13 protein-coding genes are annotated in these 12,443 nt (G+C 65.4%); 6 read left to right on the forward strand and 7 right to left on the reverse strand.

The window, feature by feature from the left end; translation table 11 throughout:
* Positions 1–182 precede the first annotated feature (182 nt).
* On the reverse strand, positions 183–773 hold the full coding sequence (locus tag GTP44_RS19075; RefSeq protein WP_160989324.1) for a lytic transglycosylase domain-containing protein: 591 nt from the start codon (positions 771–773) through the stop codon (positions 183–185).
* Positions 773–2,509 (reverse strand): proline--tRNA ligase, encoded by a 1,737-nt coding sequence (locus GTP44_RS19080; RefSeq protein ID WP_161020669.1) that lies wholly within the window; start codon positions 2,507–2,509, stop codon positions 773–775. Before GTP44_RS19080 ends, GTP44_RS19075 begins: the two co-directional genes overlap by 1 nt.
* Before the next feature lie 203 nt (positions 2,510–2,712).
* Here GTP44_RS19080 and GTP44_RS19085 point away from each other — a divergent pair, with 203 nt between their 5' ends.
* Both GTP44_RS19085 and GTP44_RS19090 read left to right on the forward strand, forming a co-directional pair.
* Positions 2,713–3,342 (forward strand): RNA pyrophosphohydrolase, encoded by a 630-nt coding sequence (locus tag GTP44_RS19085; RefSeq protein ID WP_229256984.1) that lies wholly within the window; start codon positions 2,713–2,715, stop codon positions 3,340–3,342.
* 55 nt (positions 3,343–3,397) lie between these two features.
* Positions 3,398–3,823: a DUF1841 family protein gene (locus tag GTP44_RS19090; RefSeq protein ID WP_160989322.1), complete on the forward strand. Its 426-nt coding sequence runs from the start codon at positions 3,398–3,400 to the stop codon at positions 3,821–3,823.
* 21 nt (positions 3,824–3,844) lie between these two features.
* Here the strand turns inward: GTP44_RS19090 and GTP44_RS19095 are convergent, their stop codons facing one another.
* Together GTP44_RS19095 and GTP44_RS19100 are read right to left on the reverse strand one after the other, a co-directional pair.
* Positions 3,845–4,186: a c-type cytochrome gene (locus tag GTP44_RS19095; RefSeq protein WP_160989352.1), complete on the reverse strand. Its 342-nt coding sequence runs from the start codon at positions 4,184–4,186 to the stop codon at positions 3,845–3,847.
* Positions 4,187–4,188: 2 nt separating this feature from the next.
* Positions 4,189–4,527 (reverse strand): c-type cytochrome, encoded by a 339-nt coding sequence (locus GTP44_RS19100; RefSeq protein WP_160989321.1) that lies wholly within the window; start codon positions 4,525–4,527, stop codon positions 4,189–4,191.
* 199 nt (positions 4,528–4,726) lie between these two features.
* Here GTP44_RS19100 and GTP44_RS19105 point away from each other — a divergent pair, with 199 nt between their 5' ends.
* The 4 genes from GTP44_RS19105 to GTP44_RS27240 all read left to right on the forward strand — a co-directional run bounded on the left by GTP44_RS19105 (position 4,727) and on the right by GTP44_RS27240 (position 8,358).
* Positions 4,727–5,575 carry an AAA family ATPase gene (locus GTP44_RS19105; protein ID WP_161020670.1) on the forward strand — a complete coding sequence of 283 codons (849 nt, stop codon included), beginning with the start codon at positions 4,727–4,729 and terminating at the stop codon, positions 5,573–5,575.
* A complete protein-coding gene (locus GTP44_RS19110) occupies positions 5,572–6,165 on the forward strand; it encodes a GNAT family N-acetyltransferase (RefSeq protein ID WP_161020671.1) in 594 nt (197 codons plus the stop codon). The genes GTP44_RS19105 and GTP44_RS19110 overlap by 4 nt, the downstream gene beginning before the upstream one ends.
* Before the next feature lies 1 nt (position 6,166).
* On the forward strand, positions 6,167–7,336 hold the full coding sequence (locus GTP44_RS19115; protein WP_161020672.1) for a vWA domain-containing protein: 1,170 nt from the start codon (positions 6,167–6,169) through the stop codon (positions 7,334–7,336).
* A gap of 125 nt (positions 7,337–7,461) precedes the next feature.
* On the forward strand, positions 7,462–8,358 hold the full coding sequence (locus tag GTP44_RS27240; RefSeq protein ID WP_202424149.1) for a GNAT family N-acetyltransferase: 897 nt from the start codon (positions 7,462–7,464) through the stop codon (positions 8,356–8,358).
* A 22-nt stretch (positions 8,359–8,380) separates the two neighbouring features.
* Here the strand turns inward: GTP44_RS27240 and kdpE are convergent, their stop codons facing one another.
* Genes kdpE through kdpC form a run of 3 tightly spaced genes read right to left on the reverse strand, consistent with a single transcriptional unit; the run spans position 8,381 to position 12,425 of the window.
* Entirely contained in the window at positions 8,381–9,076 is a 696-nt protein-coding gene (kdpE, locus tag GTP44_RS19125) for a two-component system response regulator KdpE (RefSeq protein ID WP_160989317.1), read from the reverse strand.
* Entirely contained in the window at positions 9,069–11,828 is a 2,760-nt protein-coding gene (gene kdpD, locus GTP44_RS19130; protein WP_161020673.1) for a two-component system sensor histidine kinase KdpD, read from the reverse strand. The genes kdpE and kdpD overlap by 8 nt, the downstream gene beginning before the upstream one ends.
* Positions 11,829–11,843: 15 nt before the next feature.
* On the reverse strand, positions 11,844–12,425 hold the full coding sequence (gene kdpC, locus GTP44_RS19135; protein ID WP_161020674.1) for a potassium-transporting ATPase subunit KdpC: 582 nt from the start codon (positions 12,423–12,425) through the stop codon (positions 11,844–11,846).
* Between the last annotated feature and the right edge of the window lie 18 nt (positions 12,426–12,443).

The raw sequence follows: 12,443 nt of genomic DNA on the forward strand, positions 1-12,443 counted from the left end.
CCTATCTGACACACGGGTTCAACTACCCAAAGTCTGGTCGGCGTCACCCTGCCTGACCGTTGCCACCTCCACATTATCCGGCGATGGCGCGGTAGATTCAATATACGAGGTCTGACAATCGCACACGGGCTCAACTGCTACGCAGTTGAGCCCGTGTGCGATTGTCAGACCTGACACCGTATTTACTTCCAGTTATTCCACGCCTTTAATACCGCGTTCGGGTAGTCCGGCTTGCCGCGGCTGCCGTTGTAGCGGCCCAGCGCCAGGAACAGATTGCCGGCCTCCATGTCGAGGTACATGCGCAGGATCGAGCAGCCATAGCGCAGATTGGTCTGCAGATCAAACAGGGCGCGCCGGTCACGGTCGCCGATCACATTGGTCCAGAACGGCATCACCTGCATGTAGCCGCGCGCGCCGGCGATCGATACCGCGTATTTGCGGTAGGCGGACTCTACCTGAATCAAGCCCAGTACCAGCCCCGGATCGAGTCCGGCGCGGCGCGCTTCGTACCAGACGGTGGCGAGGAATTCGTGGCGGGTCTGGTCGTCCGCCAGCTTGCGCTTGAGCCGGTAGGACATGCTCTCCAGCCAGTTTTGATAGCGCGCCTGGTCGGACGGATTGCGGAAACTCGGCGTTGGCGGCGTCGCGTCCTTGATGGCGTTCGACAGCGCCAGCCGCACCGAGTCGGCCAACGCTTCTTCCTTCTGGTTGCCGGCCAGCGCCGGCAAGGTGACGCCTAGCAGCGCCACCACCACCAACCGCCGGAGCGACATCACTGTGCCAGTTTGCCTTTGATGAAGGCCAGCGCCTCGGCCACCGGCACCGCCGTGGCTTCGCTGTCGCGACGGCCCTGGTATTCCAGATTGCCTTCCTTCAAACCACGATCGCCGATCACCACGCGGTGCGGCACGCCGATCAGTTCCCAGTCGGCGAACATCTGGCCCGGACGGTGACCGCGGTCGTCCAGAATGACGTCGATCCCGGCCGCCAGCGCCTCGGCATACAGCTGCTCGGTCGCCGCCTTGACCGCCTCGCTGCGGTCCATGCCCATCGGGCACAGCACCAGCGCGAACGGCGCCAGCGCGGCCGGCCAGATGATGCCCTTGTCGTCGAAGTTCTGCTCGATGGCGGCGCCCAGGATACGGGTAACGCCGATACCATAGCAGCCCATCTGCAGTGGCGCCGGCTTGCCGTTTTCGTCCAGGAAAGTGGCTTTCATCGCTTCCGAATACGCCGTGCCCAACTGGAACACATGGCCCACCTCGATGCCGCGCTCGATCGCCAGCACGCCTTTGCCGTCCGGCGAGGCGTCGCCCTCGACCACGTTGCGCAGGTCGGCCACGAGGCTCGGCTCGGCGGTGTCACGGCCCCAATTGGCGCCGGTGTAATGGTAGCCGGCGTCGTTGGCGCCGCAGATGAAGTCGGCCATGTTGGCGACGCTGCGGTCGGCCACCACGGTGACCGGGGCCTTGGTGCCGATCGGGCCCAGGTAGCCCGGCACGGTGCCGTAGACTGCCAGGATTTCTTCCTCGGTCGAGAAGCGGTGCGCCGCCAGGCCCGGCACTTTGCCGAGCTTGACCTCGTTCAGTTCGTGGTCGCCACGCAACAGCAACATGAAATACTGTTTCGTCAGTTTGCCGTCCCGCTCGTGCTCGACGGTCAGCGCCAGCGTCTTGACGGTCTGCGCCAGCGGCAGCTTCAGCTGCTCGGCCACCAGTTCGCACTTGGTGGCGTTCGGCGTTGCCACCTTGGTCAGCGCTTGCGCCGCGGCGGGACGCGTGGCGTTGACCGGCAGCGCCTCGGCCGCTTCCATGTTGGCGGCGTAGTCCGAGCTCGGGCAATACACCAGCGCGTCTTCGCCGGTGCTGGCGATGACGTGGAATTCGTGCGAGCCGGTGCCACCGATGGCGCCGTTATCGGCTGCTACCGCACGGAACTTCAGTCCGAAACGGTTGAAAATACGCACATAGGCGTCATACATGACCTTGTAAGACGCTTGCATGCCGGCCAGGTCGCGGTCGAACGAGTACGCATCCTTCATGGTGAACTCGCGACCGCGCATCAGGCCGAAGCGCGGGCGGCGCTCGTCGCGGAACTTGGTTTGAATGTGGTAAAAATTCAACGGCAGCTGGCGGTAGGATTTGATTTCCGAACGCACCACATCGGTGATCACTTCCTCGGCGGTCGGCTGGAAGGCGAATTCACGGCCGTGGCGGTCCTTGATGCGCAGCAGTTCGGCACCCATCTTGTCCCAGCGGCCGGTCTCCTGCCACAGTTCGGCCGGCTGAATCAGCGGCATCAGCAGTTCGACGGCACCCGATTGATTCATCTCTTCGCGCACGATGGCTTCGACTTTGCGGATGATCTTCAGACCCATCGGCATGTAGGTGTAAATGCCCGAACCCAGGCGTTTGATCATGCCGGCGCGCATCATTAACTGATGGCTGACGATCTCGGCATCGGAAGGAGCTTCTTTAAGCGTGGAAATAAAAAAACGTGACGCGCGCATACGGTGAATTCTTTTTAAAAAGAGAGAGTTATAATCAACCTAATTTTAAAGGATTAGCTGGCTGATGCACCCATACTTTATACAAATGCGTTCAAATCAGGGCCCTCCGGCTGTTTTCGTACCCCGAAAACCGCTCCGGCGCGCCGCTTTGTGGGCAAAAAGATAAGACAGGGAGCTAAGCCGCAGAAAGTTTGAGGTGCAATATGCTCGATCGTGAAGGGTTTCGGCCCAACGTCGGCATCATCCTGCTGAACGCCCAGAACGAGGTGTGGTGGGGCAAGCGGGTGCGCGAGCACTCATGGCAATTTCCGCAAGGCGGCATCAAATATGGGGAGACGCCGGAGCAGGCGATGTATCGCGAGCTGGAAGAGGAAATCGGTCTGCGGGCCGAGCACGTCAAGATCGTCGGTCGCACCCGCGACTGGCTGCGCTATGAGGTGCCGGACCATTTCATCAAGCGGGAAATCCGCGGCCATTACCGTGGCCAGAAGCAGATCTGGTTCCTGTTGCGCATGTGCGCGCGCGACAACGATGTCAATCTGCGCCTGACCGACCATCCGGAATTCGACGCCTGGCGCTGGCACGACTACTGGGTGCCGCTGGACGTGGTGATTGAATTCAAGCGCGATGTCTACCAGCGCGCGCTGCAGGAGTTGTCGCGCTTCCTGACCTGGCCGGCCAACGGCCACGACCGCCGGCAGCACGGCTCGCGCTACCTGCGCCAGCCGCATGCGCCACGCAATGGCGCCACGCCGGCGCCCAAGCCGCTGCCGCCGACCACGGACGACTGCGCGTGCGCCGAGCCGGCGGAGGCGCACAAAAGCGGCGCATGACGCAAACAGCGGGACCGTCTGACGGTCCCGCTTTTTTTCCGTACAATGGCGGCCTATGTTTAATCCCTCTTCCGACGATGTACGCCGCTTCTTCTGCGAGGCCTACCGCAAGCAACAGGCGCGCGCGCCGCTGACGCCGATCGAAGCCATGGCGGCCGACTGGATCGGCCACCATCCCGAATACCACGCTGTGCTGGGCGATGTGGAGACGGCGCTGACGCGCGACTACCAGGTCGACGGCGCGCAGGCCAATCCGTTTTTGCATTTGTCGATGCACCTGTCGATCGACGAGCAGATTTCGATTGATCAGCCGCCCGGCATCCGCGCGCTGGCGACCGAGCTGACGCTGAAGCTGGACGACGCCCACGCGGCGCAGCACGAGATCATGGAATGCCTGGGCGAGATGATCTGGAATGCCCAGCGCAACGGCACGCCGCCGGATGGCGTCGCCTATATCGAGGCCATCAAACGGCGGCTGTAAGCACCGTCCGGAACGACCGGGCTAGCGGTGCGTGGCCAGCGTGCCCGGCAGGCTGTGCAGGTAAGCGGCCAAGTCCTGAATATCCTGATCGCTCAGCGGCTTGACCTGGCCAGTCATGATGGCGTTGCTGCGGCCATACGGCGCGTCGCCGCGCTTGTAGGTCTTCAGCGCGTGCGCCAGATAATCCTTGTGCTGGCCCGCCAGCTTCGGATAGCTGGGGTCGATCGGCGTGTTGAAGTCCTTGCCGTGGCAGCTGAAGCAGGCGTATTTTTCGGTCAGCGCCTTGCCGTTGGCGACGTTGCCGGCCGCTTGCGCGCCGGTGGCGGCCAGCAGGCACGCGGCCGCGGCGATCCAGTGTTGCATCTTCATTTCGCACCTCCTGCCGGGGTCTGCTGCGCATAGAACGCCGCCACATCGGCGATATCCTGGTCCGACAAACTGCTGGCGATCCCCTTCATCGATGGATGCTTGCGCTCGCCTTTTTTGTAGGCCTGCAACGCGCTCTCGATGTACTTGGCCGACTGGCCGCCGATCATCGGCACCTGAAACACTTCGGGGAACGTGGCTTTGTAGCCGGGAATGCCGTGGCAACCGATACACATTTCGATCTTGGCTTTGGCGTTCTGGGCGTTGCCCACAACTTCCGCAGCGACGGCGACGTGGGCCAGGCCTGCGAGCACAAGGAGTGCGGGGAGTTTTTTCATGGTGTCTCTAAGTAAGTAATCGGATACTGCGATCTCGGATACTACTACCACGTGTCAATGATATTGACTTTTGAGCTACTTGTTCAAGGATTCTAACCTAAGTATTTTTTATAAACAACGCCAACCACGCGCGCCGCCAATCCCCCGCGTCGGCGTTTCCTTCTATACTGTTTGTTCTTTTTCTTCCCCGGACAACCCCATGCAAGCACGCTTCGAAGGTTCCGACCAGTACGTCGCCACCGCCGACCTGAAACTGGCCGTCAACGCCGCCCTCACCCTGCAACGCCCGCTGCTGATCAAAGGCGAACCCGGCACCGGCAAGACCATGCTGGCCGAGGAAGTCGCCGCCGCGCTCGACATGCCGCTGCTGCAGTGGCACGTCAAGTCGACCACCAAGGCGCAGCAGGGCCTGTACGAGTACGACGCTGTCTCGCGCCTGCGCGACTCGCAACTGGGCGACGAGCGCGTGCGCGACATCCACCACTACATCGTCAAGGGCGTGCTGTGGCAGGCCTTCACCGCGCCGGCGCCGGTGGTGCTGCTGATCGATGAAATCGACAAGGCCGACATCGAATTCCCCAACGACCTGCTGCGCGAGCTCGACCGCATGGAATTCTATGTCTATGAAACGCGCGAGATGGTGCGCGCCACGCACCGTCCGCTGGTGATCATCACCTCTAACAACGAGAAGGAGCTGCCCGACGCCTTCCTGCGCCGCTGCTTCTTCCACTACATCCAGTTCCCCGACCGCGACACGATGGCGCAGATCGTCCAGGTCCACTATCCGCACCTGAAGCGGGAGCTGCTGGCGCAGGCGCTGCAGACCTTCTACGAATTGCGCGACGTGCAGGGCCTGAAGAAGAAGCCGTCCACCTCCGAGTTCCTCGACTGGCTGAAACTGCTGATGGCGGAGGACATCCCGCCCGAGGCGCTGCGCAGCCAGGACCAGAAGGCCATCGTGCCGCCGCTGCACGGCGCGCTGCTGAAGAACGAGCAGGACATCCACCTGTTCGAGCGCCTGATCCAGATGGTGCGGAGCAACCGATGAACACCCTCCTGCCCGTCACGCTGGAACTGCACGGGGTGCGCCTGGAGCCGCTCGGCGCCCACCACGCCGACGGCCTGCGCGCCGCCGCCGAGGACGGCCAGCTGTGGCAACTGCGCGTGACCTCGGTGCCGGAGCCGCAAGATGTCGACGCCTACATCTACAAGGCCATCGAGCAGCGCCCCACCCGGCTGGCATTCGCGGTGATCGACCTCGGCACCGGCATGCTGATCGGCACCACCAGCTACCACGACATCGTGCCGGCCATCGACCGGCTGGAGATCGGCTACACCTTTTACGCCAAACGCTGGCAGCGCACCCACGTCAACACCACCTGCAAGCTGCTGCTGATGACGCACGCCTTCGAGACGCTGGGCGCGCGGCTGGTCGGGCTGCGCACCGACAATTTCAACCACGCCTCGCAGGCCGCCATCGAACGCCTCGGCGCCAAAAAGGACGGCGTGCTGCGCCATCACCAGCCGCGCCGCGACGGCACCGTGCGCGACACCGTCATGTACAGCATCACGGCCGGCGAGTGGCCGGAGATCCGCGCCCACCTGCGCCACAAGCTGGCGCGGCACGGAGTGCGCTGAGATGCTGATCGATTTCTTCTTCACGCTGAAGGACGCCAAAATACCGGTGTCGATCAAGGAGTTCCTGACGCTGCTGGAGGCCATGCAAAAGCAGGTGATTCCGCATTCGCTCGACGAGTTCTACTACCTGGCGCGACTGACACTGGTCAAGGACGAAGCCCACTTCGACAAGTTCGACCGCGCCTTCGGCCAATACTTCAAAGGCATCGCGGCGGCGTTCGACGAGCAAGGCAGCGTGCCGCTCGACTGGCTGGTGCAACGCATGAAGCGCGAGCTGACGCCGGAGCAGATCGCCGCGCTGGAGAAATTCGGCTACGACCAGTTGATGGACCGTCTGCGCGAACTGCTGAAGGAACAGAAAGAACGCCACGAAGGCGGCGGCAAATGGATCGGCACCGGCGGCACCTCGCCGTTCGGCCACGGCGGCACCAACCCGGAAGGCATCCGCATCGGCGGCCAGGGCGGCAACCGCACGGCGGTCAAAGTGTGGGAGGCGCGCCGCTACAAGGACTACGACGGCGAGCGCGAGATCGGCACCCGCAACATCAAGGTGGCGCTGCGCCGGCTGCGCAAGTTCGCCCGTCTGGGCGCGGCCGAGGAACTGGCGCTGGACGCCACCATCCGCGCCACCGCCAGCAACGCCGGCTACCTCGACATCAAGATGCAGCCTGAACGAAAAAACAACATCAAGGTCTTGATGCTGTTCGACGTCGGCGGCACCATGGACGACCACATCGAGCGCACCGAGGAACTGTTCTCGGCCGCCCGCAGCGAGTTCAAGAACATGGAGTTCTATTACTTCCACAACTGCGTCTACGACTATCTGTGGAAAAACAACCGCCGCCGCCACGCCGAGCGCTTTCCAACCTGGGACATCCTGCGCAAATACCCGCCCGACACCAAACTGATCTTCGTCGGCGACGCCACCATGAGCCCCTACGAGATCCTGGCGCCGGGCGGCTCGGTCGAGTACAACAACCCGGAGGCGGGCAGCGCCTGGCTGGCGCGCTTCACCAGCGCCTTCCCCAAGTTCGCCTGGCTCAACCCGGAGCCGGAAGGCCTGTGGCAGTACCGGCAATCGGTGTCGATCATCCGTCAGCTGATGAACCAGCGCATGTTCCCGCTGACCATGGACGGCCTGGAGCGCGCCATGCGCACCCTCAGCAAATAAGCACACTAGCAAAGAAACAACATCGATTGCCAAGCGGCCAAAAGACTTGATTTTATTCCATTACTGAAACAATTCAATACAAATCAACGGTTGATCGTGCGCGGTGGCGGACTTAATCTAACGCTATGTTCCGCCATTTTTCCCGGCGCCTGCGCGGCGCCAGCGAGCGTCAGGTGGCCGCTTGGCTGCTGCTGGCGCACGCGCTGATTTTTATCGTTGACGCCAGCACCAATGCGACGATTTCGTTCGCCCCTTTCTACAGCCTGCCGGTGGCACTGGCGGCGTGGCGCCTGCGCCTGCCGCTGGTGGTGACGTTTGTCGTCATCGCCACGCTGGCGCGCGTCTACGATTACCACAATCTGCACCATGAGACATGGCTGTTGCTGCTGTACGACTTGCTGCAGAGCGCGGCCTTCTACAGCCTGATCGCGCTGCTGGCGCACAAGGTGCGGCAGACGATGAACCGGTTGGCGCGCCACGCCGCCAGCTTCCAGCGCAAGGCGCGCCAGGCACGCCACGCCCGCCATCTGGACACCGCCATCCGCCGCGCCGTGCAGGCCGACGTGCCGGCCATCGTGCGCCTGACCGTCGGCAGCAACGACAACGGCGCCTTTAACAGCAATGTGGCCGAGGCTGAGCGCCAGGCGCAGTTGTCCATGCATTTCAGCCAGGGCATCGCCAACGGCGTCGCGTTGCGCGATCTGTGGGGCGGCGGCCAGTCGATGGTGCCGATCGAGTTCTGGGTGGCCGAACTGGAGGGCCAGATCAGCGGCTACATGATGGTGCTGGGGCTCAACGGCGACCACGGACCGGAACGCGAGATGCACGCGCTGGCGGTGGATCCGGCCTGCCGCGGTCGCGGTGTCGGCCGCGCGCTGGTGGACTTCTTCTGCACCCGCTACCAGCAGCGCCGTCTGGTGGTCGGCTGCAAGACCAATTCGCAAATGATGCAGATGCTGCGCCGGCGCAGCTTCCAGTACCATAGCACCAGCAGCGACTACGATCTGATGATCCGCGGCTAAGCGGCGCGCGTGGCGACCCGGCCTATGGCAGTTGCAGCCGGTAGCCCACCGCCGTCTCGGTCAGCAGATAGCGCGGCTGCGTCGGATCGGCCTCCAGCTTATGCCGCAGATGGCCCATGTAAATGCGCAGATAGTGGCCGTTCTCCGATTGCGACGGCCCCCACACCGCGCGCAGCAGCTGCGGATTGGTCATCACCCGCCCGGCATTGGTCACCAGCACCGCCAGCAACCGGTATTCGGTCGGCGTCAGATGCACATGCGCACCGCCACGCGTCACGCGGCGGTTTTGCAAATCCACCTCCACCTCGCCAAACCGCACCAACCCGCTCGTATCAGCGGCCGGCTGGCGCTGCCGCCGCAAGGTCGCGCGCACCCGCGCCAGCAACTCGCCCACGCCGAATGGCTTGGTCAGATAATCATCGGCGCCGGCGTCCAGCGCGCGGATCTTGTCGTCCTCGCTGACCCGCGCCGACAGCACGATCACCGGCACCGTCGACCATTTTCGCAGGTCGATGACGAAGTCGATGCCGTCGCCATCCGGCAGCCCGAGGTCGAGCACGATCAGGTCCGGCTTGCGCGTGCCGGCGTCGATCAGGCCGCGTTGCAGACCGGGCGCTTCGTGCACCTGCCAGCCCTCCTCTTCCAGCGCGGCGCGCACGAAGCGGCGAATTTGCGGTTCGTCTTCGACCAGCAGCGCGGTCGGCGCGGTGTCATTCATGGGCTTCCTCGTCCGGCATGGCCGGTGGCGTGCCTAACGGCAGGGTAAAGGTGAAGGCGGCGCCGCCCAGCGGGCTGCCGGCGGCGCCGATCTTGCCGCCGTGCGCTTCAACGATGGCGCGGCAGATCGCCAGCCCGAGGCCAACGCCCGGCTTGGCCGATTCGCGCTCACCACGGGTAAACTTTTCAAACAGCGCTTCCTCGCGTCCCGGCGGCAGGCCGGGGCCGTCGTCGGCCACCGTGACGTTGATCCAGGCGCCGTGCAGCGCGGCGCTGATCTCGATGTGCGCGCCCGGCGGCGTGTATTTGGCGGCGTTTTCCAGCAGATTGGCCAGCACCCGCTCGATCAGCACGGCGTCGTAACGCAGCAGCGGCAGATCCGGCGGCAGCCGGGTAGTGAGCCGGTGTTGCTTCAGCGCGGCGGCGCTGGCGCGCAGCGCGCTGCCGACCACTTCCTCCAACGGCTGCCATTGCAAATTGAAATGCACGTCGCCGCTCTGGATGCGCGCCATGTCCAGCAGGTTGGCCACCATGGTGCTCATGCGCAGCGCCTCGTCGTGTAGCGCGCGCGCCACCTCCCGCTGCGTGCTGCTCAGCGCCGGCTTGGAGCCCGCCAGTGATTCGGACAGGCCCACCAATGAGGTCAACGGCGTGCGCAGGTCGTGCGACAAGGCCGCCAGCAGCGAGTTGCGCAGCCGTTCGGACTCCATGCTGACCAGCGCGCTCTGCGCCACGTCGATGTAATGCACGCGTTCGAGCGCGATGGCGGCCAGCGCGGCGAAGGTGTCGAGCTGCTGCCGCTGCTCGGGGATCAGCAGCCAGCGCCGCTGCTCGGGCTCGATGGCCAGCACGCCGCGCGTGCGCATCGGCGCCACCAGCGGCAGATAGAAGCCGCGACTGGCCGGCAGCGTGTCGGTGCCCAACCCAGCCGGCTCGGCGCGGTCGAACGCCCATTGGGCGATGCCGAGATCGGGCCGGGCCGCCGCCCCGCCAGGGCCGGCGGCGGCGGCGGCGGGCGGCAGCAGGCGGCCATCGTCGTCCGGCAGCAGCAGCGTGGCGCGCGCGCGGAAGGCGGTCTGGATCACCCGTTGCGTGCTGTCGAAAATTTGTTCGGTCTGCAACGCGCCGGACAGCTCGCGGGCGAACTCGTACAGCGCCCGCGCGCGCCGCTCGCGCTGCGCCGCCACCCGCGCCTGGAAACGCAGGCCGGCCGTCAGGTGGCCGGTGATCAGGCCCACCGCCAGCATCACGACAAAGGTGATCAGATATTGGAAGTCGGTGACGGCAAAGGTGAAGCGCGGGGCGACAAAGAAGAAGTCGAAACTGGCCACGCTGACGCAGGTGGCCAGCACCGACGGTCCGCGCCCGTAACGCACCGCCACCAGCACCACCACCAGCAGGAACAGCATGGCCAGGTTGGCCAGGTCCAGCCAGGCCAGCAGCGGCAAAGCCGCCAGCGCGGTGGCGACGCTGGCGACGGCGGCGATCGCGTAGCCAGTGGCGCGCCGGCGCAGCAGCTCGGGCGCGGCCCGTTCGTCAAGGTCGGACACCGGCGGCTTGTCGATCGCCGCCGCGCCGCCGGCGTTGCGCGGCACGCCGATTTCGATCAGGTCCAGGTCCGGCGCCAGCTGCGCCAGCCGCTTGCGGTGCGGCGTCCGCCACGGCAACGGCGCGCGGCGGCGCGGACGCCCCAGCACCAGCTTGGACAGATTGTGGCTGCGCGCATAATCCAGCGCGGCCAGCGCGACATCGGCGCCGGGCAGCACGGCGGTGGTCGCGCCCAGGTCCTCCGCCAGCTTGAGGTGCTTGAGAATCTGCTCGCGCTGCGCGGCCGGCAGCCGTTGCAGCGCCGGCGTTTCGATGTAGACCGCGTGCCACTCGGTGCCCAGCTGACTGGCCAAGCGCGCGGTGCTGCGCACGGTGTGCTCGCCGTCGGCGCGCGGGCCGACGCAGGCCAGCAGCGCGGCGCCGGTCTTCCAGATGTCGGCGATCGATTTCTCCACACGGTAGGCGCGCACATCGTCCTCGATGCGGTCGGCCGTGCGCCGCAGCGCCAGCTCGCGCAGCGCGATCAGATTACCTTTGCGGAAGAAGTTTTTCGACGCCCGCTCGGCCTGCGCCGCCTGATAGACTTTGCCGCTTTGCAGGCGCGCCAGCAGCTCGTCGGCAGGCACGTCGACCAGCACCACCTCGTCGGCCTGGTCGAACACGGTGTCCGGCACGGTCTCGGCGACGCGGATGCCGGTGATGCCGCCCACCACGTCGTTCAGACTTTCCAGATGCTGCACATTGACGGTGGTGAGCACGTCGATGCCGGCGTCCAGCAGTTCCTCGACGTCCTGCCAGCGCTTCGGGTGGCGCGAGCCGGGCGCGTTGGAGTGCGCCAGCTCGTCCATCAGAATCAGCGGCGGTCGCAGCGCCAGCGCGCCATCCAGGTCAAATTCGGCCAATTGCTTGCCGCGGTGGGCGACCACGCGCGGCGGCAGTTGCGGCAACCCCGCCAGCAGCGCGGCGGTGTCGGCGCGGCCGTGGGTTTCCACCACGCCGACCAGCACCGGCTGCCCGCCCTCCTGCAGCTTGCGGGCGGCGGACAGCATGGCGCAGGTTTTGCCGACGCCGGCCGAGGCGCCGAAATAGATGCGCAACTTGCCGCGCGCGGCCTTGCGCGCCTGCGCCTGCACCTGCGCCAGCAGCGCATCGGGGTCGGGGCGTACGGGCTCCCGGCGTGCAGAGTCGTGGGGAATCAAGGCCATGCGCGGATTGTACCCTTAGCCATGCGGCTGCGCGCGGTCCAGCGCCAGATTCAGCGCCAGCACGTTGACCCGCGTCTCGCCGAAGAAACCCAGCCACTGCGGCTGGGTGTGGCGGGCGATCAGCGCCAGCACCTGCTCCTGGCTGATCTGTCGCGCGCCGGCCACGCGGCCGGCCTGGTAGCGCGCGGCGGCCACGCTGATCTCCGGATCAAGGCCGCTGGCCGAGGCGGTGACCAGATCGACCGGGATGGCGGCGCTGTTGCCGGGATCGGCGGCTTTCAGCGCGGCGATGCGGCCTTTGACGGCGTCCAGGAAGGCCGGGTTGGTCGGCCCCTGGTTGGCGCCGCCGGAACCGGCGGCGTTGTTGGGCATCGGCGTGGTGGCCGATGGCCGGCCCCAGAAGTACATAGGCGAGGTAAAGGCCTGGCCGATCAGCGACGAGCCGATCGCCTTGCCGTCGCGTTCAACCAGGCTGCCGCCGGCCTGCACCGGGAAGGCCGCCCGGCCGATGCCGGTGACGGCGAGCGGATAGAGCACGCCGCAGATCAAGGTCAGCGCGGCGAAGATGGTGAGGGCGGGGCGAAGTTGCGATGCCATAAAAAACTCCTGTGCAGG

It is taken from the genome of Duganella lactea, assembly GCF_009857505.1.
Classification (GTDB): Bacteria; Pseudomonadota; Gammaproteobacteria; order Burkholderiales; family Burkholderiaceae_D; genus Rugamonas; species Rugamonas lactea.

What these genes read in the sequence shown, in the direction of transcription:
- GTP44_RS19075 (WP_160989324.1), bottom strand. Translation starts at nt 773, where the DNA reads ATGTCGCTCCGGCGGTTGGTGGTGGTGGCGCTGCTAGGCGTCACCTTG.
- GTP44_RS19080 (WP_161020669.1), bottom strand. Translation starts at nt 2,509, where the DNA reads ATGCGCGCGTCACGTTTTTTTATTTCCACGCTTAAAGAAGCTCCTTCC.
- GTP44_RS19085 (WP_229256984.1), top strand. Translation starts at nt 2,713, where the DNA reads ATGCTCGATCGTGAAGGGTTTCGGCCCAACGTCGGCATCATCCTGCTG.
- GTP44_RS19090 (WP_160989322.1), top strand. Translation starts at nt 3,398, where the DNA reads ATGTTTAATCCCTCTTCCGACGATGTACGCCGCTTCTTCTGCGAGGCC.
- GTP44_RS19095 (WP_160989352.1), bottom strand. Translation starts at nt 4,186, where the DNA reads ATGCAACACTGGATCGCCGCGGCCGCGTGCCTGCTGGCCGCCACCGGC.
- GTP44_RS19100 (WP_160989321.1), bottom strand. Translation starts at nt 4,527, where the DNA reads ATGAAAAAACTCCCCGCACTCCTTGTGCTCGCAGGCCTGGCCCACGTC.
- GTP44_RS19105 (WP_161020670.1), top strand. Translation starts at nt 4,727, where the DNA reads ATGCAAGCACGCTTCGAAGGTTCCGACCAGTACGTCGCCACCGCCGAC.
- GTP44_RS19110 (WP_161020671.1), top strand. Translation starts at nt 5,572, where the DNA reads ATGAACACCCTCCTGCCCGTCACGCTGGAACTGCACGGGGTGCGCCTG.
- GTP44_RS19115 (WP_161020672.1), top strand. Translation starts at nt 6,167, where the DNA reads ATGCTGATCGATTTCTTCTTCACGCTGAAGGACGCCAAAATACCGGTG.
- GTP44_RS27240 (WP_202424149.1), top strand. Translation starts at nt 7,462, where the DNA reads ATGTTCCGCCATTTTTCCCGGCGCCTGCGCGGCGCCAGCGAGCGTCAG.
- kdpE (WP_160989317.1), bottom strand. Translation starts at nt 9,076, where the DNA reads ATGAATGACACCGCGCCGACCGCGCTGCTGGTCGAAGACGAACCGCAA.
- kdpD (WP_161020673.1), bottom strand. Translation starts at nt 11,828, where the DNA reads ATGGCCTTGATTCCCCACGACTCTGCACGCCGGGAGCCCGTACGCCCC.
- kdpC (WP_161020674.1), bottom strand. Translation starts at nt 12,425, where the DNA reads ATGGCATCGCAACTTCGCCCCGCCCTCACCATCTTCGCCGCGCTGACC.